The following is a 21,772-nucleotide window of genomic DNA, read 5'->3' on the forward strand; positions in this document are numbered from 1 at the left end:
TCAGGATCATGCGCCAGGCATCAGCGCATGGCCCCGAAAAGTTGCAGACTTTTCGGATCAGGACCATGCGCCAGGCAGGAGCCGAGCCAATGAGCGTCAACCGCGCCCAGCGCGTCGACCTCGAAGTCGTCGCCGATCTCATCCCGCCGCAGTCGCGGGTGCTGGACGTCGGTTCCGGCGACGGCCTGCTGCTCGAATTGCTGCAGGCGACCAAGAAGGTCGACGGCCGCGGGCTGGAACTGTCGCAGCGCGGCGTCAACGAATGCGTGGCGCGCGGCCTGTCGGTCATTCAAGGCGATGCCGACAAGGACCTCCAATTCTATCCCGACAAGGGCTTCGACTTTGTCGTCTTGTCGCAGACCTTGCAGGCGACCCGCAATCCGAAGCTGGTGCTCGACGAACTGCTCCGGATCGGCAACCGCGCCATCGTCTCATTTCCCAATTTCGGCCACTGGCGGGTGCGCTTTTCGCTGCTCTTCAACGGCCGAATGCCGGTGACCAAGGACCTGCCCTATTACTGGTACGACACCCCCAACATCCATTTCTGCACCATTCGCGATTTCGTCAATCTATGCGACGAGCTGGGCGCGACGGTGGAAAAGGCAACCGCGCTCGACGCCAACGGCCAGCGGATCGGCTTCTCCATGCCGTGGTGGTTCTGGAACTTTTTCGGCCAGCAGGCGGTATTTCTGCTGAAACGATAGGTTAACAGGCAGAAGCAACGAACCTCCGACCTCCGCAAAAAACCATATTTTCAGTTTTCCATTCAATGAAGTTGCCCAGCATTCTTTGTTGCTTTAACAGGTCTCAAATGGGTTGGTTTGGGGAAGCAATGAAGACGCTAGTATTAGCAACAGCTTTGATATCGGCCACTTTGATTTCTGGGTGTACGACATCGAAGACCGATTTCCAGAATGGACAAGTCGCGTTGAGCGGCAGCCCGGCGCTGAAGCGGCAGGCGATCCAGCGGTGCATGACCAAGTTCAAGATGCGGTTCGGCAAGGTTGAAAGGGCAAACCTCGCCGCGCTCATGAACGTCCCGGACGCCGGATTGGAACACACGTTCTGCACGCGATTGATGAACGGCTTCGCGAACGGGAGGATCAACTACTCGGATTATCTGGCTGCATTGTCGCACGGCGACATGTCCAACGCGATCAAGGTGCTGCAGGGGCGGTGAAGCTGCCGATGCAGACGCGATCCAAATTCAGTGTCGCCGGACAGATGGCGGCGCCATAGAAGCCGATCGTAGCCGATCATTGCCCTATTCAAGTACGTCGGTGGCCTTGTGCGGGTGCTCGACGCCGTCGACGAAGACCACGTCGGACTGAGAATTCGCGGTGCGCAGCGGCAAGATCTCCTGATAGGCGGGCGAGCGGTACCATCCGCGCGCCTGCTGCATGTCTGGAAACTCGATCATGACGAGGTGCCCCGGCCAATTGTTTTCAACCACGTCCACCTCGCTGCCATGCACAATGAAGCGCCCGCCGAACTGCTCAAGCGTGGCATCGATCTTCTGCAGGTACTCGACGATCGGCGGCCCCGGCGTGACCTGGCGCATATGGGCGACGGCGTAGGCGGTCATGGTGTAACTCCTTGTGGTCGAAAGCCGGACAACCGGCTTGATGGGAGCAGTTTGCCGGGACGTTGCGCGCTGGTCGATTACCCCCGAGGTAATGACACCGAATACAAAACTGGCGCGCCGCTGCCGTCACCTGAAAGATATTTCTGCCTGGCACCGATGATTTCCGCCCACCTGCGCTGTCCTTATCGATGAGCGCGCCTGGATGGTCCGGCGGCCGGGAACAGAGAGGTGATCCATGGGATCGTTGCAAAATCAGAATGTCGTCGTCGTCGGAGGCAGCCGGGGTGTCGGCCGCTCCATTGCGGAGGTCGCCCTCAAGGAGAAAGCGACGGTGCTGGCGGTCGCCCGCGGAAAACAGGCCCTGGCGCAATTTGCCTGGGAGGTCTCCGGCGTGAAGACGCTCGCGATCGATGCGACGGTGGACTCCGCCCCCGATAAGGTCTTCGCCGCGCTTGAGCCGGACGTGCTGGTGATCTGCGCAGGTGCGCTGGCCCCTTCCGCGCCGGTGCATGAACAGAACTGGAAGGCCTTCTCGGCAAATTGGGACACCGACGTCAAGGCGTCGTTCCTGTTTTGCCGGGCCGCTCTGCGCCGTCCGCTCAAGCCGGGAACCCGGATCGTTCTGATCTCCAGCGGCGCGGCCTTGACCGGCGGACCACCCAATGCCGGCGGCTATGCCGGCGCAAAACGCATGCAGATGTTCCTGGCCGGTCATAGCCAGAAGGAGTCGGACCGGCTTGGCCTCGGCCTGCGCTTCATGGCGCTCGCGCCGATGCGGATCATGCCGGAGACCGGCGTGGGCAAGGCCGGCGTCGACAGCATCGCGGCCTATATGGGCATCCAGCCGGCGGACTTCATCGCCGCCATGACCGACATGCAGACGCCGGCCGATGTCGGACGGGCGGTGGTCGCACTCGCCACCGGCCAGCCGCAAGGCAGTTCCTTCATGGTGAGCGGGAGCGGGCTTGCCCCGGCCGCCTGAGGCGCGCGTAATGCAAACCTGACCCGGAACCCGAAAGTAGCATGACAGACGCTCAACCACCTCTGGAACCGGCACGTCAGCCGATCCTCGATCGGCTGGCCTTCGAGAAGGTCACGGCCGCGCATCGCCGCGAGCTCAAGCTGCATTGCTATCGCATGATGGGTTCGCTGCACGAGGCCGACGACCTCGTCCAGGACACGTTGCTTCGCGCCTGGCGCGCAAGGTCGGAGTTCGACGGGCGGGGTTCGGTTCGCGGTTGGCTCTATGTGATCGCGACCAATGCTTGCCTTAACGCCATCAAGGCGAGGTCGAGGGCGCGTCGCATTCTCCGGGAACCCGGACGGCCGCCGTCGCACGGGGCGGCCATAGGCGGGCCCGTAGCTGACGTCGCGTGGCTGGAGCCCTACCCCGACGCCGAGCTTCCAGACATTGCCGGCAGCGAGCCAGGTCCGGAAGCCCGTTACGAGAGCCGCGAGGCCGTCCAGCTCGCCTTCGTCGCCGCTATCCAGGATCTGCCGCCCAGGCAGCGCGCCGCGCTGCTGCTTGCCGACGTCCTGGGATGGTCGGCCGTCGAGACGGCGCGTTTGCTGGGCGGATCGACGGCTTCGATCAACAGCGCGTTGCAGCGCGCCCGCGCAACGCTGACGGCGCGCTATCCTGGCGGACGGCCGGCCAGCCGATCACGGCCCAACCCCGAAGAAGGCCTGCTGCTCGAACGTTACATGCAGGCCTGGCAGGCCGCCAATCTCGAAGGTTTGATCGAGCTCCTGCGTGAGGACGCCATCTATACCATGCCGCCTTGGCGCGAATGGTATCAAGGCCGCGAAGCGATCCGCGGTTTCTTCGAGACCGTCTGGCCGAGGTTCGGCGGCTTCCGCACGCTGGCCACCGCGGCCAATGGCCAGCCGGCGGTCGGGGTCTATTCCCGCAGCCACGATGACCCGGCGTGGCGGGCCCATTCCCTGCATGTGTTCGAGCCAGCCGAGGGCGGGATCGCTTCCTTGACGATCTTCATAGGGCCGCTCGGGCCATCTCTGTTCCCGGCCTTCGGCCTGCCACCGGCCTAGCTTACCCGTGGGCAAGCCTTACCGGTCGAGTTCCGGGAAATACGGGTCGGAGAAAAACCGCCGGTCGCGCTCGCCTTGCAGGCAGTCGATCGGTGCGTCGGTGCGGATCGTCCTCGGATCCTCCTTGGGATACTCGACGCCGCTGACCTCGAGGATCAGTTTGCGGCGAGTGGCGGTGGCGAATTCGGAAACCGCGTAGATCGGTAGCACGAACGAGCCCGGTCCGCCGGTGACGCATTCGGCATAATACCGGTCGAGATGGCTGAAGGTCGGTGACGGGCTGATCAGGATCGGCAACCCGTTGATGACGATGCCCTTCGCCAGCGCCGCATCGCGTGCCGTTGTGACCGGCAAGCCGGTGTTGTTTGGGCCATCGCCAGAGACGTCGATGACGCGGCGTTTGGCCACGAAGGCCGTGCCATCGAAAAGCTCGGCGCCGAAGGCCACGGCACCGGAAATAGAGGTGCCGCGAAAGCTCCTGAACGGGCGGGCCGCGATCTTGTCGGCGAAAGCGTTGGCGCTCTCCTTGCTGTCGATGACGTGCCAGGCAATGACCGCATCGTCGCGGATGGTGCCGGCCCATTCGAAATAGGCGATGGCGATGCGGCCGGAAGGGCCGGTACGCACGGCATTGATGAAGTCGGGATGTCGCAGCGCCGCGACATAGCCGGCGCGCTGCAGGGCAAACTCCCTTTCATCCATCGACTGCGAGATGTCGACGGCCAGCACCAGCTCGACGTCGACGGCAATGGCATTGGCGGGCGCGGCCACAGGTGCTGCCGGGGCACAGGCAAGGCAGGCGAGCAGGGCGAGAGCGTCAAGCATGGCCGATCGGAACGTTCCCATCTGAAACGATCGCGATAGTTTTTCGCCGCGATCGCGGCGAAATAAAGCTTGGCTTCTATTTCTTTCGGCGAGCCGAGGCGATAATCGGGGGCGGTTCGATGGCGCCTGCCCTGACACGGGCCGGCTTGAGGGGCGGTTGGCCGGCATCCTTGACGATGGTCAACGCTCGCGGGAAGAAGCGGGTATTGTGCTGGCCGCGGCCGATATTGAGGATCGCGGCGTCGGGAAGGCGCTTGTCCAGCATCGACAGCACTTGCCTCAGCGTCGCGCCGTCGAACGCGTCCAGCGCCTCGTCGATGATCACCCATTTCGGCCGTCGCAAGGCGAGCCTGGCAAAGGCCAGCAGACGCTGCTCGTCGTCGCTGAGCTCACGCTCCCAGCGCGCCGAGTGATCGAGCGAGGACGACAGGCGTTGCAGCCCGACATCGGCCAGCACCTCCGAAATCTCGGCATCGCTCGCCTCCGCCGCGCCGTCTGAATGGTTGAGCACCTCGCGCAGCCTGCCGAGCGGGAAATAGGGAGTACGCGGAACGAAGATCGGCGCTTCTCCGGCCGGCATGCCGATCCGGCCGCTGCCCCATGGCCACAGACCGGCAATGGCGCGGAAGAAAAGCGTCTTGCCGGCGCCCGGATCTCCGGTGATCATGACGCGGTCGCCGGCGCGGATTTCGACATGCGGCTCGGCAAGCTTGGTGCATCCGTCCGGCGAGGCAATCTCGAGCTTCTCGAATGTCAGGCTGCCGTCGGGATTTTCGCCGAACGAAATGCGCCTTTCCGTATCGTGCAGCGCGTCGGTGTCGCCGAGCGCGATGCGGAAGTCGGCGACCCGCATCAGCGTGGCGCGCCAATCGGCGATGCCGCCGATATTGTTGATGAACCAGCGCAGCGAGGAATGGACCTGGTTGAAGGCGCCGACCGCCATCATCAAGCCGCCAAAGCTGATATCGCCGGCAAAATAGACCGGGGAAGCGACGAGGATCGGCGCGACGACAGTGATCCAGCCATAGGTGTCGGTTACCCAGGAAAGATTGATCTGGGCGCTGTAGATGCGCCGCATGGCGCCCAGCACCATGCCAAGGTCGAATTCGAGCCGGCGCCTGGCATCGGCCTCGCCATGCGCAAGCGCGATGGCATCGACATTCTCGTTGACGCGAACCACCGAGGAGCGCAGTTCCGCCTCACGCGTATAGCGATCGTTGTTGAAGCGGATCAGCGGCCGCCCGACCAGCCAGCTCAACCACGAAGCTGTGCCCGCATAGAGGATCGCCGCCCAGACCATGTAACCGGGTATGGCCAGCGAATGGCCGCCTATGTGGAAGACGAAGCCGGAAGACAGCGACCACAAGACGCCAACGAACGAGGCAAGCAGGATGCAGGACTGCAGCAGGCCGATGCCGAGACCGGTCGAAAGGTCGGAGAGATGCCCGGCATCCTGCTGCAGGCGCTGGTCGGGATTGACGCCGATGGCGCCGGCATGGGTCAGCCGGAAGGCACGCGCCGGCCGCATCCATTCGCCGATCAGGTCGAGCGTCAGCGCCTCGCGCAGCTTCAGGCGAAGCATCTGGTCGAGCCAGGTCTGGCTGACATTGAGCACCACAAGCCCGCCGGCGATGCCGGCGAAGACCAGAAGCTGATGCAGGAAAGCCGGCATGTCGCGCCGCGCCAGCGCGTCGTAGAAAGGCTGGTTCCAGCGATTGAGCAGAACCTGCCCGATCGAGCTCGCCACGATGACGGCGACGATGCCGATCGCTGCCCAAAGCAATTGTTTTCGCACTGGCGAGGTGGTCAGCGCCAATTTGATTGTTGCCAGCTGCTCACGCAGGCTGCTGGCTTCGATCGACGTGGCAAGCTTCTGGGCGCTGGGCTCGACATCCGGATGATCAGCCATGAGTGGATCCTTGCATTCGGAAGCGGTGCTAAACCCCGGTGATAGGATCGACCGCATATGCCTTCAATCGGGCAGCGAACCCGTCCGCGACAGATAGGTGAGAAAAAGCCTGCGTCGGATCACGAACGCGTCATCCTGGCGACGCCGGACGTTCGGCCCCCGACAGCCGGCCAAGCGTCGGCGCGCCATGCGGCGAGAGAACCGGCACGAAGACGCGGCGGGAGGCGCGCTGCGCCACCGGGACGCCCTGATAGAGCCGCTTCTGCGCCTCGACAACGATGACGCCCGAAAAGATCGGCCAGAAGCGCCGGCCGGCACGCTCCAGCACATTGTGGAACTGCATCATGAAACGTCGCGGCGACGGCGGAAAGAACAGCGCATCGGACCATGCCGCCGGCGTGAAATTCGCTTCGCGCAGCAATTCGGTCAGCTGGCCGCGCGAGAACGGCCGGCCATTGCCGAAAGGCGTATGCTCGAAGCGCGCCCAGACGCCTCGCCGGTTGGGCACGACGATGACGACACGGCCGGCCGGCGACAGCACCCGCCAGATCTCGTTCAGCGTCTCGCGCGGGTTCTCGACATGTTCGAGCGAATGGACGAGCAGCATGCGGTCGATGCAGGAATCGACCAGCGGCAGCTCCTCGTCGAAGACCAGGGCGGTCGCCGTCGGCCCCGTCGCCGGCCAGACCACCGCGCCCTGCGTCGCCGGCATGAAGGCAAAGACACGCTCGGCATCGCTGCCGAAGCGCTCCAGCCATGGCAAGGTATAGCCGAGGCCGACCAGCCGCTCGTTGGGCACAGCAGCCCATAGCGAGGACAGCGCCATGGTGATCGAGCGTTCGGCCAGGCGCCCGAGCGTGGTCGAATAGAAGGAACGGAGGTCGACAATATCTGAATGCATGGGCGGAACGGTAGCTTCGAAGCAGTCCAAGTTCAACAAAGGCAGATGACATCAGCTGGCAGGCGCCCTATGTCTGCGCCTGTAAACGGAGAGATATGATGCCGGTCGAGATCGAACAATTCATGTGCCGCAGCGACAATTTCGGCGTGCTGGTGCATGACCCCAAAAGCGGCCAGACGGCGCTCATCGACGCACCCGAAGAGGCGCCGATCCTGGCCGCCATCAAGCGCACCGGCTGGACGCCGACGATGATCCTGACCACCCACCACCATCTCGACCACGTCGAGGCCAATCTGGCGCTGAAGGAGCGTTTCAAGCTGCGCATCGTCGGGCCGGAAGCCGAAAAGGCAAAGATTCCCGGCATCGACGAAACCGTCGAGCAAGGCTCGGTCGTCCACCTCGGCGATGAGCGGATCGAGGTCATCGCCACACCCGGCCACACCGCAGGCCATGTCACCTATCACCTGCCGGCGTCAAAAGTGGCATTCGCCGCCGATACGCTGTTTGCGCTCGGCTGTGGGCGGCTGCTCGAATGCAAGCCGCCGGTGATGTACGAATCCCTGAAAAAGCTCGCAGCGCTGCCGGCCGAGACGGTCGTCTATTGCGGACATGAGTATACGCTGGCCAACGCCCGTTTCGCGCTGACCGTCGACCCGACCAATTCGGCGCTGAAAGAGCGTGCCGCCAAGATCGAGGCGCTGCGCGCCGACGGCAAGCCGACGCTGCCGACGACGATCGGCGAGGAACTGTCGACCAATCCGTTCCTGCGCTGGCACGATCCGGCGATCCGCAGGCATCTCGGCCTGGAAAAGGCCTCCGACGCCGAAGTGTTCGCCGAGATCCGCAAGCGCAAGGACAATTTCTGAGCGGCACCAGGAGCTAGGGCATGACCAGTTCCGCCGAAATCATCGCCCTGCTCGGCCTGAAGCCGCATCCGGAAGGCGGCTGGTATGCCGAAACCTTTCGCGACGGCGCGGCAGGCACGCGCGGCCATTCGACGGCGATCTATTTCCTTCTGGAGAAGGACCAATTGTCGGCCTGGCACCGGGTCAAGGACGCGGCCGAGGTTTGGCACTTCTATGACGGTGCGCCGCTGGCGCTGTCGATACATCGAGAAGGCGGTCCCGTCATCGAGGAGATCCTTGGCACGGCGCTTGCCGCAGGCGAGCGGCCGCAGATCGTCGTGCCGGCAGGCTGGTGGCAGTCGGCACGCAGCCTCGGCGAATGGACGCTGGTCGGCTGCACCGTGGCGCCGGGCTTCGATTTCGCCGCCTTCGAATTGGCAGAGCCGGGCTGGCAGCCGGGCACGCCGTAGTGGTGAAGACCTGACGCTTGGTACCCAACGACAACAGCCGCTCAGGATGGAAAGCCGTCGTTCAGGTTGTCGCAAGAGTCACTCTCGAACCTCCGAAATTTTGCAACGGAAACTACCCTTGATATTCAGGGGGCGACCAATATGTCCCAACACTTAGGATTTCTGCGAAACTACCCGACGATGATCACTTGGCCGGTGATGGCCCCTTCCACGCTCTTCGCATAGGCGAGCCCCACCCGTTTCGACGAAACGGGCTCGTGACCGGGGAACCACTCGCCATATCTCGGCACGGACACGTCCAGAAGTCCGGGACTCACAACATTGATGCGAAGACCGCGCGGCATCTCGATCGCCGCACCAAGGACAAAACCGCCGAGCGCGCCGTTCGCTGTTGCCGCCCCTGTTCCCATCCGAATGGGATCGCGGTCGAGCACTCCGCTAGTCAGTGTGAACGAGCCGCCATCGCTGACAGTGGCCAACCCTGCCAACACCAGATTGACCTGGCCCATGACCTTATGGCGCAGGCCAAGCATAAACGTCTCTTCGGTGTACTTGCCAAGCGGCCCGAAATGGACATTGCCTGCGGTAGAGATGACGGCATCCACTTTGCCACATTTGGCGTACATGGCATCGAGCGATGCGCGGTCAGCCATATCAACCTGAAAGTCGCCACTAGAGCGGCTGGCCTTGATGATCGCGTGGCGGGAACCCAACTCGTCGCAAACCGCTTTGCCGATGTCACCTTCCGCGCCGACGACAATAATTCTCATGATATTTCTTCTGCCATCTCGTCATATCGTTTGAGCTTGTAGGCAAGGAGTTCGGCGCAGCCATCCAACGCAGCTCGCCGCTTGTCCAGATGCGCTGCGTGATCAAGAAGAACCGCTTTCCGTTCGGGCAGAGTCTCGCTGCCCCGCTGATAAAGCCGCGCAAAGTATCGCATCTGCTCCATGGGCATACCTGTCTCGCGCAGCGAGGACAGGAGTATTAGCCATTCGACATTCTCTGCCGAGAAGTCCCGCCTCCCGTCACGTCCTCGCCTGACCTTCGGAAGCAAACCCAATTTTTCATAATAGCGGATAGTGTCGATACCCAGTCCGCTTGTAGCTGCCGCCTCCGAAATGCGCATGTGTCGCCTACCCTGCCGATTGTGCGCTAGGCTACCAAGCTGGAGCAGCTCTAGGTCAAGCGAGAATTTTTACCCTCTGATCTGACGACCTCGAGGATTGCGTCACAAAGGCTTGCCCATGGGCACCAAGCGTCGGATCTTTCGCCGTTTGCAGGCCGGCATCATCTGAATATCGACATGCCTAGCCTAAAACGAAACCCAGGGTGATCGCCAGCTGACCGGCGTAATACAGCGCCCAGACCGCATGGCGCATCCAGGCACGGTGCGGCGAGATGGCGGGCAGCAGGAACTTTTCCGCGGCAAGCAGCCCGTCGGACAATATGAGCAGGGCGACGCCACCGATGACCCAGGCACTACTCAGGGTAAGCGCGCCAATGCCCATGGCGAGGATTGCCGCCACACGAAGGCCTATCGGCAGGCGCAGTGCCGGGCCGACGCGGCGCCGGAGCGCGAAAACCATCGCCAGCGCCAACACGACCATCGCCAGCACGATCGCTGCCCGCCACGGCTCGGCCAAAAGCAGCCCGAGGCCGCCGCCGGCACGCAGGAACAGCACGACGTAAAGCACATGCGCGGCAAGAAAACTGGCCGCGCCGCCAAGAAATGCCTTCTCGCCGTCGCGCGACAGGAAGGCGTCGCCGACGGCGCTGACGCCCAGTGCGGCGACGAGCAGCCATGGGCCGCTCTGCTGCACGACCAGCACCGCCAGCATCGCCACCGCCAATGTCCTTGCCGCCGACCGCGAAAGACGCGGCGGCATGCCGAGGCTGAACGCATAGATCACCGCCGCCGCCAATGAAAACAGCAGCGTCGCATTGGCATTGGCATCGATGCCGCCGGGAAACGGCATCAAGCGTTTGCCTCGCTCGTGGCCCTCTTGCGCAGCAACAGCGATTTCGCCGCCAGTGCCGCGCCGCCGGTGATCAGCACGCAGGCGGCGAGGATGCGCCATGACGGCTCGGCGAAGCCGGCGGCGATCAGCACCAGTGTCGACAGCAGCGGCGCGGCGTAGCTTGCCGCCCCCAGCACCTGGATGTTGCCGCGCTTGACACCGATGTCCCAGGCATAGAACGCCGCCCCTACCGGCATCAGACCGAGGCCGAGCACGGCCAGCCACTGGCCGGCGCCGTTGGGCAGCACCGTTTCTTCCAGCAACAGATGGCAGACGAGCGAAAGTGCCGCCGTGGCGGCGCAGAACCAGGTGACGATGCTGGTCGGCACCGACGGGAAGCGCCGCGATAACAGCGAATAGGACGACCACAACACGGCACAGACGGCGGCCATCGCATAGCCGAAGGCATAACGTGCATCGAAGGCAAGTCCGCCGCCCTTGGTGACGATCAGGACCGTGCCGGCAAGGCCGAGCAGCGCGCCGACGATATGGTTCCAGGCCAGCCGCTCGCCAGGCATCAGCGCCGATCCCAGCACGATCAGCAGCGGCCACAGATAGGCGATAAGGCTGGCCTCGACGGCCGGCGCATTGCGCAGCGCGGTGAAGTAGAAGAAGTGGTAGCCGAACAGGCCGGCAATGCCGATCACCCAGACTTTGCGTGGTATTTTGACTTGGCGCGGTATCTTCGCGGCGCCATCGGCTGCCGGCATGAACAGCCGGGCAACCAGGCCGACGCAGGTGCCGATCGTAAAGGTGATTGCCGAAAGCAGGAACGGCGGCACCGAACCCGAAGCATCCGTAAACAGCGCCAGCAGCGCCCACATGGCGACCGCGGAGAAGCCGATCAGTGTTGCGCGCGCCATACCCGTCGCCCCGTGGCCCATTGGCGGCGCACCATCACGCCTATTCGTCTGCTTCGAACCGCTCCGCGCTGACCGTCAACGGGCCGATTTGCGTGCTGACCGTGGCGCGGATCGGCGCATATACGCCGCTTTGGCCGACCGGTGCAAACGTCACCATGATGCGGCTGCGTTTCTTCAGGTAGTTCAGCGCCTTGCGGTTCTTGCGGTAACCGGCCACCGGCTCGAAGCCCAGCCTGCAGGTGACCGTATCGCCCTTGTAGCCGGCCACCGAGATCGACCCTTTGGACTCGTAGGTCAGTTTCAGATCGGCACGCATTTCGCCGTCATAGAGCTTCACCGTGCGCCCGCAGACCTGGTCGAGGCTGTCGGCATGGATGACGGTGGCGGCCATCGGATCGAGGACCGATACGAGATGGCTGCCGGCCAGCGGTATCCAATTCTCGGGATTGCGCTTCTTCGGTTCAGGCACGACCTTGGTTGAGGTGACGACGCCGTTGGCAAACTGGATGTCGATCATCGATGCCTTCTTGCCGGACGTGTAGTCGGCGTGGAACGCCTGCGGCTGCAACTGCTTGCCCGAAATCTTGCCCTTAGACGAGATCGTGCCCCGCGTGTCGTCGAACAATGTGGCGAGCCCGGCGGCAGAAACGCTGCCCTCGATCGAATAGGTGTCGCCCTCGTAATGGCTGGAGAATTTCGCCTTGGCCACGGAAAGGCCGAGGAACGACACCGAATACTCTCCCGTGAAGGATTGCGGCTCAGCGGCCGAAACCGTCGTCGACAGCGCGACGGCCACCAGCACGACCAGGGCATGAAGGAAAGAACGAGGCATGGGCGGGTCCTTGATTGTCGACCGGAGACGGGCGATCTGGCATGTCCCTGTGCGACCGCTTATAGGCTGAATTCCGGCCTTAATGTGAAGGCGGCGTCGGCAGGGACGCTGGGGCTGGTCGACGGCCAAAATAAAAAACCCGCCTCGGCGGGCGGGTCGTTGGAGCCAATTAGCACCATACGGAAATTAGTAGCATAGCTGCCGGCACAAAGCAAGAACAAAATGTGGCCACCTGGAAAATCGCGACAGGTTTGCGCAGCCCTCATCGCCCTGCCGGGCACTTCTCCCCGTATAGGGACGGGGAGAAGGTCGCCTTGCAAACGGTTTCGCCAATTTGCGGAGTTGCAGAAAGCGCCGAGCCTGCGGCCCAGCCCCTTCTCCCCGTCACTATGCGGGGAGAAGGTGCCGGCAGGCGGATGAGGGGCAGCGCCGGCATCGGTCATCTTTTGATTGATTCCCTTGGCACTAACCAACCCCAAGCTTGACGCCTCGGCGAAATGCAACTATGGAACGCCAACTTTTTCCATAAGGCCGCCTGACCGAAACCGCGCGCCACCCGGCGCGGGTCGAATGTTTGGCCAGGACCGAGAACCGAAGGTTAGAACCATGTCCCGCACCTGCGAACTCACTGCCAAGGCAGTCATGTCCGGCAACAATGTGAGCCACGCCAACAACAAGACCAAGCGTCGCTTCCTGCCCAATCTCGTCAATGTGACGCTGATCTCTGAAGCGCTGAACCAGAATGTGCGCCTGCGCATTTCGGCCAACGCGCTGCGTTCGGTCGAGCATCGCGGCGGCCTCGATGCCTTCCTGGCCAAGGCCGATGCCAAGCAATTGTCGCAGCGCGCCCGCCTGTTGAAGAAGCAGATCGCCAAGAAGCTCGCCGAACAGCCGGCCGCCTGAGTTCTTCGGCGGCAGCCGCCTTCCAGGGCGTGATCCGAACTCCGGATCGCGTTCCGCTGGTTCCATTACCCAGGATAAAAAAATGATTTTCCTCTCGCGATACCTGCCCTTCGTGGCCGCCATGGCGCTCGTCGTCGTGGCCTCGAACATCCTCGTGCAGTTTCCGATGCAGGGCGCAATCGGCGGGTTGTCGCTGGCCGACATCCTGACCTGGGGCGCCTTCACCTATCCGTTCTCCTTCCTGGTCACCGATCTCGCCAATCGCCGCTACGGCCCGGCGGTGGCGCGCAGGATCGTCTTTGTCGGGTTCATGACAGCGGTGGTCTGCTCGATCGTCATCCCGCCCTTGCTGTTTCGCCACGGCCTGATCGAATTCGAGACCGCCGCCGACCGGCTGGTGCGTATTGCCGCGGCGTCGGGTGCGGCCTTCCTCACCGCGCAATTGCTCGACGTCACCGTGTTCAACCGACTGCGCCGGCAGAGCTGGTGGCGCGCGCCGATCGTCGGCACGCTGGTCGGCTCCGTTTTCGATACGGTGGTGTTTTTCACCGTCGCCTTCGCGGCGGCTTTCGCCTTCGCCGGGCCGAACGATGGCTTTGCGCTGGAGACCGCACCGCTCATGGGCATGCTGCCAGTCGAGACGATGCGCTGGATATCCTGGGCGCTCGGCGATCTCAGCGTCAAGCTGATCATAGCGGTGGTAGCGCTGATCCCTTACCGGCTGCTTGCCGCCCGCTGGAGCCAGCCGGCACTGGCGGCATAGAGCATGATCCCGAACCGAAGGTCCGCGTTAGCGAAAAGTGGGAACCGGTTTTCGGACAAGATCATGCTCAAAGACTATCGAGCATGATCCCCTGGCTTCAGCTGGACTCGGCAAAAACGCCTGACGGCGGACAGGAGCTTCGCCTGAAACGGCGCGGCGGCGAATTCTCGATCATGCTTAGCGCCAACGAGCTGATGAACAGTCGGCTCAGCGGTTCCGAAGAGGCGCTGGCCAAACTGTCCCGTCAAAGGATTGCCGGCCGCCGGAACCCAAGCATCCTGATCGGCGGCCTGGGCATGGGCTTTACCTTGCGCGCGGCGCTGGCCGAGCTCGGCGACGATGCGCAGGTCACTGTTGCCGAACTGGTGCCGGCAGTCGTGACGTGGGCGCGCGGCCCGATGGCCGAGGTTTTCGACGGTTGCCTTGACGACCGGCGCGTCAGTGTTCACGAGACCGATGTCGGTCAGCTCATCCGTTCGCAAGCATCGGCCTGGGACGCGATCCTGCTCGACGTCGACAACGGTCCCGAGGGCATCGTCTACAAGGCCAACGATGCGCTCTACAGCGGCACCGGCCTCAACGCCGCACGCGCCGCGCTCAAGCCCGGCGGTGTGCTGGCGGTCTGGTCGCAGGGCCCTGACGCAGGTTTCACCCGAAGGCTCAAGCAGGCGGGCTTCACGGTCGACGAGGTTAAGGTGCGGGCTCACGGCAAGCGCGGCGCTCGTCACATCGTCTGGCTCGCGAGTAAAGCATAGCGGAAGCAATTCGGGCGGATTGCTGTTTGGGCTCCGCCCGGCATGCCGACACCTACTACTTCGCTTTCTGAAGCTCGGCCGCGAGCGCCTGCAGCAGCCCGCGCGTGCCCTCTTCGCGTCCTTGCGCTGAATCAATGCCATCGAAAAACGCACCCTGTTCGGTATAGGTCAGGCGAGTGCCGTCGCCGGAGGGTGCGAGCTCGACGGTGGTGAGCGACGCCGACAGCGGCTGCGGCCCGACCGCCATCCGGTAGGAAAATACGATGCGTCGGTCAGGGACGATGTCCTGGAACTGCGCATCGAGCCTGATTTCCGGGCCGCCCTGATAGCTGAACCGCGAAACCTCGCCGCCGCCGACATGGAAATCGAAGGTGAACTCGGCGATGGTGAAGCCGTCACCTTCGACGCGCCAGCGCCGCACTGTCGCCTTGTCGGAAAAGGCGAAGAAGACGCGCTCGGGCGATTGCGGATAGGTCCGCTCGATCGTGAAGGTCGAATGGATGACGGAGTGGTCGTTCACGGGCGCAATCTGGTTCATTTCTCTTCGTCCTTTTCCTGGTCGTGGAGTGTTGCGTTCGGTTGGTCAGTCTCCGCCAGAATCTGGCCGAGACGGTCGAGGTGGCGTTCGGCCGGCGTGCGGCGCGCGGCGATCCAGTCGGCGAGCGGGGCGAGCCCGCCGGGCTCGATCCGGCAGGTGCGCACGCGTCCGATTTTTTCGCTGCGGATCAGCCCGCACGCTTCCAGCGCCTGGAGATGCTGGAGCACCGCGGCGAAGGTCATGCCGAACGGCTCCGCCAGCTGGCTGACGGTGGCCGGCCCGCGGCCCAGCCTTTCCAGGATTGCCCGCCGCGTCGGCTCGGCAAGAGCCCGCAGGATGCTGTCGATCTCGGAATAGTTAAGCATGGACTTGAGTATTTCGCCGATGACACAAATTGTCAAGCCACAACTAAAGTATTTTTGCAGATGGTGAGAGCCGGTTGGAAACGCGCGACGCGGGTCATTGCGAGGGGAAATCGCCATGGGAAATTGCATGCGCTGCGAAACGGCGCGGAAATGCCAGCATCGCCAACAGCCGATCAATGGCCGATCGCGCGTCAATCCTCGTGCAGGATGAATTCCAGATAGAGGTTGCGCTGCAGGATCGAGTGGTTGTCGTCGGACATCAGCGACACGATCAGCGCGCCGTCGTCGCGGGTCCAGACGTCGAGCGCTTCCATGTTGTCGATCTGGTAATCCATGTCGGCTTCAAGCAGCACCGGCCCGTCGGCGACGGCGCCCTTCTCGACGCTTTCGCCATAGATGCGCCGCAGCCGCATCTTGACGCCGCCGGCCATCGAAAAACTGCGCTCCAGAAGCAACAGGTCGCCATCCGGCAGGAAGGCGCCGTCGGTGATGTCGAAGTCGCCATTGCGCTTGACGGTGAAGACGCCCTTATGCGGCCCTTCGATGATCGCCGCGAAGATGTTACCGGCCTTGTCGAGGCTCTTTTCCGACACCACGACCAGCCCGCCCGCGTGCTGTCCGTAAGGATGGGCGCGGGCGACGGTCTCAAAGCCGCGATTGCGGCGAAGTTCCCAGGCCGGGATCAGGAAGTCCAATTGCTTGAACGGCGCCTTCATGTCGTCCGGATCGATCTTGACCTCTGCGATACGGTGATCGCGCTCGAAGCCGACCGTGGCGATGCCGTCCTGGACCGCGAGGCCTTCGGCATCGACCGCCCATTTCAGGTCGATGGCCTGGCCGGCCGCATCGACCATCTGCTGCATGCGAAAATTCTGAATGCCGGAAGGCCGCTTGTCGGCATCGTGGACAAGGGTGCCGAAGAACCAGAAGCCGGTATCGGCGACGCCGATGAAATCGCTGCCCGGCTTGAGGAACCGAAGCGCCGACAGCGCGCCGAAATCGCGCGTCGGCGAGGTCATTTCGAGCCCGCCGACGAATTCGAGCGGCCCGAACTGTTTGTCCGGCCGGCCGATATGGAATTCGCTGATCGGCCGTGCCGAGATTTCGGCCGGCTCGACCGGGGCCGGCCCGGCAGCGACAGCCGGCGCCAAACTGATGCCTGACAACGCAATGGCGGCCAAAAGCGTCTGCCAAAGGCCGCCGCGGGAAAAAATCATCCGGCGCGCCGCATGCCGCCGCGCCGCGTGTCGCGCACGGTTTCCTCGGCGAACAGCGAGGCCAGTTGCTCGGTCATGGCGCCGGCCAGTTCTTCGGCATCGACGATGGTGACGGCGCGGCGATAGTAGCGGGTGACGTCGTGGCCGATGCCGATGGCCAAAAGCTCGACCGGCGAGCGCGTCTCGATGAGCTCGATGATGGCGCGCAGATGCCGCTCGAGATAATTGCCCGGATTGACCGACAGCGTTGAATCGTCGACCGGCGCGCCGTCCGAGATCATCATCAGGATCTTGCGCTGCTCCGGCCGCGCGATCAGCCGGTTGTGCGCCCAAAGCAGCGCCTCGCCGTCGATGTTTTCCTTGAGCAGGCCCTCGCGCATCATCAGGCCGAGATTGCGGCGCGCCCGCCGCCACGGATGGTCGGCGGATTTATAGATGATGTGGCGCAGATCGTTGAGCCGGCCGGGGTTCGGCGGCTTGCCTTCCTTCAGCCATTTCTCGCGCGCCTGCCCGCCCTTCCAGGCGCGGGTGGTGAAGCCGAGGATTTCGACTGAGACGCCGCAGCGTTCCAGCGTGCGCGCCAGGATGTCGGCGCAGGTCGCCGCGACCGTGATCGGCCGGCCGCGCATCGAACCCGAATTGTCGAGCACCAGCGACACCACCGTGTCGCGGAATTTGGTATCACGCTCCTGCTTGAAGGACAGCGGCTGCATCGGGTCGATGACGACGCGCACCAGCCGTGCCGGATCGAGATAACCTTCTTCGAGGTCGAAATCCCAGGAGCGGTTCTGCTGCGCCATCAGGCGGCGCTGCAACCGGTTGGCCAGCCGCCCGACGACGCCGGACAGGTTGGCGAGCTGCTTGTCGAGGAAGGCGCGCAGCCGGTCGAGCTCCTCCTCCTCGCACAGTTCCTCCGCGCCTACGGTCTCGTCGAAGGCCGTGGTGAAGACCTTGTAGTCGATCTCTTTCGGCAGATTGGTGAAGGGATTGTCGTTGCGGCGCGCCTCGCCGGGCGTCTCCGCGTCGGCGTCGTCATCGTCGGAAAGGTCGTCGGCAGTGGCGTCGGAGGCCTCGGTCTCGGCCGATTGCTCGTCGTCGGACGATGCCTCGGTATCTTCGGACTGCGACTGCTCGGAGCCGGAATCGTCTTCGCCGCCCTCCTCGCTCTGCTCCTCGCCTTGCGGCTGGTTTTCGTCGTTGTCCTCCGAGTCTTCCGTCTCCTGGTCGTCGCCGAGTTCCTCGGCCATTTCCATGGAGGCGAGCATCTCGCGCACGACGCGGGCAAAGGCCTGCTGGTCGTCGAGCTTTGCCGACAGCCCGTCGAGGTCGGCGCTAGCCTTTTCCTCGACCCAAGGCCGCCAGAGATCGACCAGCCGTTCGCCGCTCTTCGGCACAGTGCGGCCGGTCAGCTTTTCGCGCACCATCAGCGCCAGCGCCTCCTCGATCGGCGCGTCGGCCTTGTCCTTGACGTCGACGAGGTTGGCCCGGGCGTATTTGTCTTCGAGCATCGAGCCGATATTGTCGGCAACGCCCTGCATGGCGCGGCTGCCGATCGCCTCGACCCGGGCCTGCTCGACCGCGTCATAGATGGCGCGGGCCTGCTTGCCTTCCGGCGCCAGCCTGGTGTGGATGCGCGCATCATGGCAGGCGCGCTTCAGCGCCATGGAATCGCCGAGCCCCCGGGTGATGGCGATATCGGCTTTCGATGCCTTCTTCGGCAGTTCGGGCAGCCGGGCGCGGCTGCCGGCCAGCGCCGGCCGGTCCTTGGCGAAGCCGACTTCGAGGTCCTTGTCGCCGGCGATGGCGCGCATGCAGACGGTAACCGCGCGCTTGAAGCTGTCGTTCTCAGCGCCGGTCTTGGATTTGTTTCGCGTGTTGTCGCCCGGACCCGCCATCGAGACTCTGCTTAGCCCAGCACCACATTGGCAGCCGATTCCGGCAGATCTTCGCCGAAGGCGCGCTGGTAGAACTCGGCGACCAGCGAGCGTTCCAGCTCGTCGCATTTGTTGAGGAAGGTCAGCCGGAACGCCATGCCGATATTGCCGAAGATCTCGGCATTCTCGGCCCAGGTGATGACCGTGCGCGGGCTCATCACCGTCGACAAATCGCCGTTGATGAAGGCCGAGCGCGTCATGTCGGCGACGCGCACCATCTTGTTGACGATCTCCTTGCCCTTGCCGTCGCGATAGTGCTTGGCCTTGGCCAGCACGATGTTCACCTCATTGTCGTGCGGCAAATAGTTCAGCGTGGTGACGATCGACCAGCGGTCCATCTGCGCCTGGTTGATCTGCTGGGTGCCGTGATAGAGGCCGGTGGTGTCGCCCAGCCCAACCGTGTTGGCGGTCGAAAACAGCCGGAAGGCCGGATGCGGGCGGATGACCCGGCTCTGGTCGAGCAGCGTCAGCCGGCCCGACGATTCCAGCACGCGCTGGATGACGAACATCACGTCCGGACGCCCGGCATCGTATTCGTCGAAGCACAGCGCAACATTGTGCTGATAGGCCCAGGGCAGGATGCCGTCGCGGAATTCGGTGATCTGCAGCCCGTCCTTGACGACGATGGCGTCCTTGCCGACGAGGTCGATACGGCTGACATGGCTGTCGAGATTAACGCGCACGCAGGGCCAGTTGAGGCGGGCGGCGACCTGCTCGATATGCGTCGATTTGCCGGTGCCGTGATAGCCCGACACCATGACCCGGCGGTTGTAGGCAAAGCCGGCGAGGATCGCCATGGTCGTGTTCTTGTCGAACAGATAGTCCGGGTCGATGTCGGGCACATGCTCGCTCGTCACCGAATAGGCCGGCACCACCATCTTGGAGTCGAAGCCGAATGTCTCCTTCACCGACACCGTGGTGTCGGGCAGGTTGGCGATATCGCGATCGACCTTGTTCATCTCTATCAACGTCTCCACAAGCGAAACGCCGCGTTTCGCTGGCAATCGATTTTGTTCGGGGGCGGTCTTAGAGCCTTTTCCAACCTTATGAAAGTTGGAAAGCGACACGAACCGTAAGGTCGCTCAGCACAAACCTGCCTGCTTGAGCACGCGATAGGCCTGGAGCACATCGCGGAACCGGTCTTCCGAACCTCTGTCGCCGCCATTCGCATCCGGATGGTGGCGTTTCACAAGTTCCTTATAGCGCGCCTTGATATCCTTGCCAGTCGCCTTTGTATCAAGGCCAAGCGTTTCCAGTGCCTTGGCCTCAAGCGGCTTGGCCTTGCGCTCGCGTGCTTCGCGCGGGTCCTTCGGGCCTTTGAACAGATCGAACGGATCGCGCATGCGGTTGTAGTAGCCGGCGCGACCGGAGCGCGCCTGGGCGAAGTCGGGCGAGGAGCGTGTCGAAGCACCGTTGACGCCCATTTTCCAGGTCGGCCGGTGGCCGGTCATGGCCTCCTTCTGGAAGCGGGCAATCTCGGTGTCGGGAACGCCCGAGAAATAATTGAAGCCCTTATTGTACTCGCGCACATGATCGAAGCAGAACTGGAAGTACTCGCCTTCCTTCATGCGTCCGACCGGGGCGCGGTGGGTGCCGGCCTCCTTGCAGCCATCCCACTGGCAGATCGGTGAGCGCGACTTCAGCTCCGCGTCCTTCTCCGGGCGGATGCGAATCTTTTCGAAATATTTTGGGTACGGCTTCATCTCACCCATTTATGGGCTGTTCGCTGATGCGAAACAAGAATTGACATTTTCGCGATGATCGCCCTAACCGCTGAATCGCGGCATAAAACCGGCGAACGGCGAATTTTGTGCGATGACATAGATGTGGTGAAGGGAAGCGGCGATGTCCATACAGGCAACGATGGAAGACAAGCTGAAAAAGGCGTTTTCGCCGGAACGGCTGGCCGTCATCAACGAAAGCCATCTCCATGCCGGCCATCATCATCTGGATTCCGGCCATCACGCCACCTTCGACGGCACCGGCGAGACGCATTTCCGCGTCCGCATCGTCGCGCCCGCCTTTGCCGGCATGAGCCGCGTCGAACGCCACCGCGCCGTCAACGCATTGCTGGCCGAGGAATTGAAATCCGGCGTCCATGCCCTGGCGATCGAGCCGGCGGCGCCCGGCGAAAAGACCCGCTGGTAACTCAGCCGAGGCTCGCCCTCAGGAAAGCCATCACCGCGGCGGTCAACGCATCGCCTTCGGTGCCGAAGTCGCGATTGATCGACATGTGCGAATAGGCGCTGCCATCGAACAGCGTGACCCTGGTTCCGGTGGCGCCCAGACGCCCGGCAAAGGCCTGCGCGTCCGCCGCGCGGGTTTTCGCCCGCGAATAGGCGATGAACGTCGGCGGATGCTTGCGGCCGTCGACATAGGTGACCGGCGACAGCGCCCGCCACTGCGCCGGATCGGGAAAGGCGCGGGCATAGACCCCTGCCATGCCGCCGCTCCTGGCCAACGCCTCCAGATCATAGGCCCTGGTATCGTCGAGGACCAGCGCCGCGACGCCGGGCAGGCCGCCGCGCAGGCCGGTCAGCGCGACGAGATGGCAGCCGGCCGAATGGCCCATCGCGACGATCCGGTCCGGATCGCCGCCATGGCTGGCGATGTTGGCGCGGACGTAGCGATACGCCAGTTCGACATCGGCGGCCTGGGTGGCGACGTCGGCTTCAGGCAGCATCCGGTAGTCGATCGAGACGAAGCAGAAGCCATTGTCGAGCAGGAATTGCGGCTTGGAGTTGACGTTGTTGCGGTTGCCGACCCGCCAGGCGCCGCCATGGACGAAAAAGACGACCGGCAGGCCGCTTGCGCCATCGCGGGAATAAATGTCGAGCTTGGCCGGCCCATAGTCGAAGGTTTCGGGTGATGGCGGACGCAGCTGCAATGCCGCTGCAGCCTGACCCGGCAGCAGCGCCGCCATCGACACCAGAAGCAGGGTTCGCCGATCGATTGTCATAGACTCCTGACTGCCCACGGCTGCCATAAGGCGTGCAC

At 63.5% G+C, this 21,772-nt stretch carries 26 protein-coding genes; 10 read left to right on the forward strand and 16 right to left on the reverse strand.

Features of this window, described 5'->3' with window-relative positions:
- Positions 1 to 89 precede the first annotated feature (89 nt).
- Together metW and NKH63_RS05355 are read left to right on the forward strand one after the other, a co-directional pair.
- On the forward strand, positions 90 to 704 hold the full coding sequence (metW, locus tag NKH63_RS05350) for a methionine biosynthesis protein MetW (protein ID WP_023721109.1): 615 nt from the start codon (positions 90 to 92) through the stop codon (positions 702 to 704).
- A gap of 224 nt (positions 705 to 928) precedes the next feature.
- The gene (locus NKH63_RS05355) at positions 929 to 1,180 is read left to right on the forward strand and encodes a hypothetical protein (RefSeq protein WP_352467541.1); all 252 of its coding nucleotides are present in this window, start codon (positions 929 to 931) and stop codon (positions 1,178 to 1,180) included.
- Positions 1,181 to 1,264: 84 nt separating this feature from the next.
- On the opposite strand, the gene NKH63_RS05360 is transcribed toward NKH63_RS05355, so the two are convergent.
- The gene (locus tag NKH63_RS05360; protein WP_352917674.1) at positions 1,265 to 1,585 is read right to left on the reverse strand and encodes a DUF1330 domain-containing protein; all 321 of its coding nucleotides are present in this window, start codon (positions 1,583 to 1,585) and stop codon (positions 1,265 to 1,267) included.
- Between the two features lie 235 nt (positions 1,586 to 1,820).
- Between NKH63_RS05360 and NKH63_RS05365 the strand changes: the two genes are divergently transcribed.
- Both NKH63_RS05365 and NKH63_RS05370 read left to right on the forward strand, forming a co-directional pair.
- Entirely contained in the window at positions 1,821 to 2,567 is a 747-nt protein-coding gene (locus NKH63_RS05365; RefSeq protein ID WP_352591154.1) for an SDR family NAD(P)-dependent oxidoreductase, read from the forward strand.
- A gap of 41 nt (positions 2,568 to 2,608) precedes the next feature.
- Complete coding sequence (locus NKH63_RS05370) at positions 2,609 to 3,634, forward strand: RNA polymerase subunit sigma-70 (protein ID WP_352917675.1); 1,026 nt, start codon at positions 2,609 to 2,611, stop codon at positions 3,632 to 3,634.
- Between the two features lie 18 nt (positions 3,635 to 3,652).
- Here NKH63_RS05370 and NKH63_RS05375 read toward each other — a convergent pair whose 3' ends face one another.
- The 3 genes from NKH63_RS05375 to NKH63_RS05385 form a co-directional block, all read right to left on the reverse strand.
- Positions 3,653 to 4,459, reverse strand: a complete 807-nt coding sequence (locus tag NKH63_RS05375) for a DUF1194 domain-containing protein (protein ID WP_352483499.1) — start codon at positions 4,457 to 4,459, stop codon at positions 3,653 to 3,655.
- Between the two features lie 76 nt (positions 4,460 to 4,535).
- Positions 4,536 to 6,368: an ABC transporter ATP-binding protein/permease gene (locus tag NKH63_RS05380; protein WP_023721115.1), complete on the reverse strand. Its 1,833-nt coding sequence runs from the start codon at positions 6,366 to 6,368 to the stop codon at positions 4,536 to 4,538.
- Between the two features lie 130 nt (positions 6,369 to 6,498).
- Positions 6,499 to 7,269, reverse strand: a complete 771-nt coding sequence (locus NKH63_RS05385; RefSeq protein ID WP_023721116.1) for a class I SAM-dependent methyltransferase — start codon at positions 7,267 to 7,269, stop codon at positions 6,499 to 6,501.
- A gap of 98 nt (positions 7,270 to 7,367) precedes the next feature.
- Here NKH63_RS05385 and gloB point away from each other — a divergent pair, with 98 nt between their 5' ends.
- Both gloB and NKH63_RS05395 read left to right on the forward strand, forming a co-directional pair.
- Positions 7,368 to 8,135 (forward strand): hydroxyacylglutathione hydrolase, encoded by a 768-nt coding sequence (gene gloB, locus NKH63_RS05390; RefSeq protein ID WP_023721117.1) that lies wholly within the window; start codon positions 7,368 to 7,370, stop codon positions 8,133 to 8,135.
- A gap of 20 nt (positions 8,136 to 8,155) precedes the next feature.
- A complete protein-coding gene (locus NKH63_RS05395) occupies positions 8,156 to 8,584 on the forward strand; it encodes a cupin domain-containing protein (RefSeq protein WP_352917676.1) in 429 nt (142 codons plus the stop codon).
- Positions 8,585 to 8,754: 170 nt separating this feature from the next.
- On the opposite strand, the gene NKH63_RS05400 is transcribed toward NKH63_RS05395, so the two are convergent.
- The 5 genes from NKH63_RS05400 to NKH63_RS05420 form a co-directional block, all read right to left on the reverse strand.
- On the reverse strand, positions 8,755 to 9,354 hold the full coding sequence (locus tag NKH63_RS05400) for a short chain dehydrogenase (protein WP_352495626.1): 600 nt from the start codon (positions 9,352 to 9,354) through the stop codon (positions 8,755 to 8,757).
- Positions 9,351 to 9,713, reverse strand: a complete 363-nt coding sequence (locus NKH63_RS05405) for a MerR family transcriptional regulator (protein WP_352495627.1) — start codon at positions 9,711 to 9,713, stop codon at positions 9,351 to 9,353. Before NKH63_RS05405 ends, NKH63_RS05400 begins: the two co-directional genes overlap by 4 nt.
- Before the next feature lie 181 nt (positions 9,714 to 9,894).
- Positions 9,895 to 10,563 carry a lysoplasmalogenase family protein gene (locus NKH63_RS05410; RefSeq protein WP_352495628.1) on the reverse strand — a complete coding sequence of 223 codons (669 nt, stop codon included), beginning with the start codon at positions 10,561 to 10,563 and terminating at the stop codon, positions 9,895 to 9,897.
- Entirely contained in the window at positions 10,563 to 11,468 is a 906-nt protein-coding gene (yddG, locus tag NKH63_RS05415) for an aromatic amino acid exporter YddG (protein ID WP_352495629.1), read from the reverse strand. Before yddG ends, NKH63_RS05410 begins: the two co-directional genes overlap by 1 nt.
- Positions 11,469 to 11,508: 40 nt before the next feature.
- Complete coding sequence (locus NKH63_RS05420; protein WP_023721122.1) at positions 11,509 to 12,300, reverse strand: DUF3108 domain-containing protein; 792 nt, start codon at positions 12,298 to 12,300, stop codon at positions 11,509 to 11,511.
- Positions 12,301 to 12,906: 606 nt separating this feature from the next.
- Between NKH63_RS05420 and rpmB the strand changes: the two genes are divergently transcribed.
- The 3 genes from rpmB (at position 12,907) to NKH63_RS05435 (ending at position 14,721) form a co-directional block, all read left to right on the forward strand.
- Positions 12,907 to 13,203, forward strand: a complete 297-nt coding sequence (rpmB, locus tag NKH63_RS05425) for a 50S ribosomal protein L28 (RefSeq protein WP_023721124.1) — start codon at positions 12,907 to 12,909, stop codon at positions 13,201 to 13,203.
- Positions 13,204 to 13,285: 82 nt separating this feature from the next.
- Entirely contained in the window at positions 13,286 to 13,966 is a 681-nt protein-coding gene (locus NKH63_RS05430) for a queuosine precursor transporter (protein WP_023721125.1), read from the forward strand.
- An 83-nt stretch (positions 13,967 to 14,049) separates the two neighbouring features.
- On the forward strand, positions 14,050 to 14,721 hold the full coding sequence (locus NKH63_RS05435; protein WP_352917677.1) for a spermidine synthase: 672 nt from the start codon (positions 14,050 to 14,052) through the stop codon (positions 14,719 to 14,721).
- Between the two features lie 55 nt (positions 14,722 to 14,776).
- On the opposite strand, the gene NKH63_RS05440 is transcribed toward NKH63_RS05435, so the two are convergent.
- From NKH63_RS05440 to NKH63_RS05465, 6 genes are all read right to left on the reverse strand, one after another.
- Positions 14,777 to 15,259, reverse strand: coding sequence for an SRPBCC family protein (locus NKH63_RS05440; RefSeq protein WP_352483490.1), 483 nt, complete (start codon positions 15,257 to 15,259; stop codon positions 14,777 to 14,779).
- Positions 15,256 to 15,624, reverse strand: coding sequence for an ArsR/SmtB family transcription factor (locus NKH63_RS05445; protein WP_352483563.1), 369 nt, complete (start codon positions 15,622 to 15,624; stop codon positions 15,256 to 15,258). Before NKH63_RS05445 ends, NKH63_RS05440 begins: the two co-directional genes overlap by 4 nt.
- A 191-nt stretch (positions 15,625 to 15,815) precedes the next feature.
- Positions 15,816 to 16,841 carry an esterase-like activity of phytase family protein gene (locus NKH63_RS05450; protein WP_352591175.1) on the reverse strand — a complete coding sequence of 342 codons (1,026 nt, stop codon included), beginning with the start codon at positions 16,839 to 16,841 and terminating at the stop codon, positions 15,816 to 15,818.
- The gene (gene cobT / locus NKH63_RS05455) at positions 16,838 to 18,736 is read right to left on the reverse strand and encodes a cobaltochelatase subunit CobT (RefSeq protein WP_023721130.1); all 1,899 of its coding nucleotides are present in this window, start codon (positions 18,734 to 18,736) and stop codon (positions 16,838 to 16,840) included. Before cobT ends, NKH63_RS05450 begins: the two co-directional genes overlap by 4 nt.
- A gap of 11 nt (positions 18,737 to 18,747) precedes the next feature.
- Complete coding sequence (gene cobS / locus NKH63_RS05460) at positions 18,748 to 19,734, reverse strand: cobaltochelatase subunit CobS (protein ID WP_023721131.1); 987 nt, start codon at positions 19,732 to 19,734, stop codon at positions 18,748 to 18,750.
- A gap of 123 nt (positions 19,735 to 19,857) precedes the next feature.
- Positions 19,858 to 20,487, reverse strand: a complete 630-nt coding sequence (locus tag NKH63_RS05465; protein ID WP_036238769.1) for a J domain-containing protein — start codon at positions 20,485 to 20,487, stop codon at positions 19,858 to 19,860.
- 133 nt (positions 20,488 to 20,620) lie between these two features.
- Between NKH63_RS05465 and NKH63_RS05470 the strand changes: the two genes are divergently transcribed.
- Positions 20,621 to 20,923 (forward strand): BolA family protein, encoded by a 303-nt coding sequence (locus NKH63_RS05470; protein ID WP_023721132.1) that lies wholly within the window; start codon positions 20,621 to 20,623, stop codon positions 20,921 to 20,923.
- A 1-nt stretch (position 20,924) separates the two neighbouring features.
- Here the strand turns inward: NKH63_RS05470 and NKH63_RS05475 are convergent, their stop codons facing one another.
- Entirely contained in the window at positions 20,925 to 21,734 is an 810-nt protein-coding gene (locus NKH63_RS05475) for an alpha/beta hydrolase (protein WP_352483488.1), read from the reverse strand.
- Positions 21,735 to 21,772: the final 38 nt, after the last annotated feature.

Source organism: Mesorhizobium sp. M0960 (genome assembly GCF_040319055.1).
Lineage (GTDB): Bacteria > Pseudomonadota > Alphaproteobacteria > Rhizobiales > Rhizobiaceae > Mesorhizobium.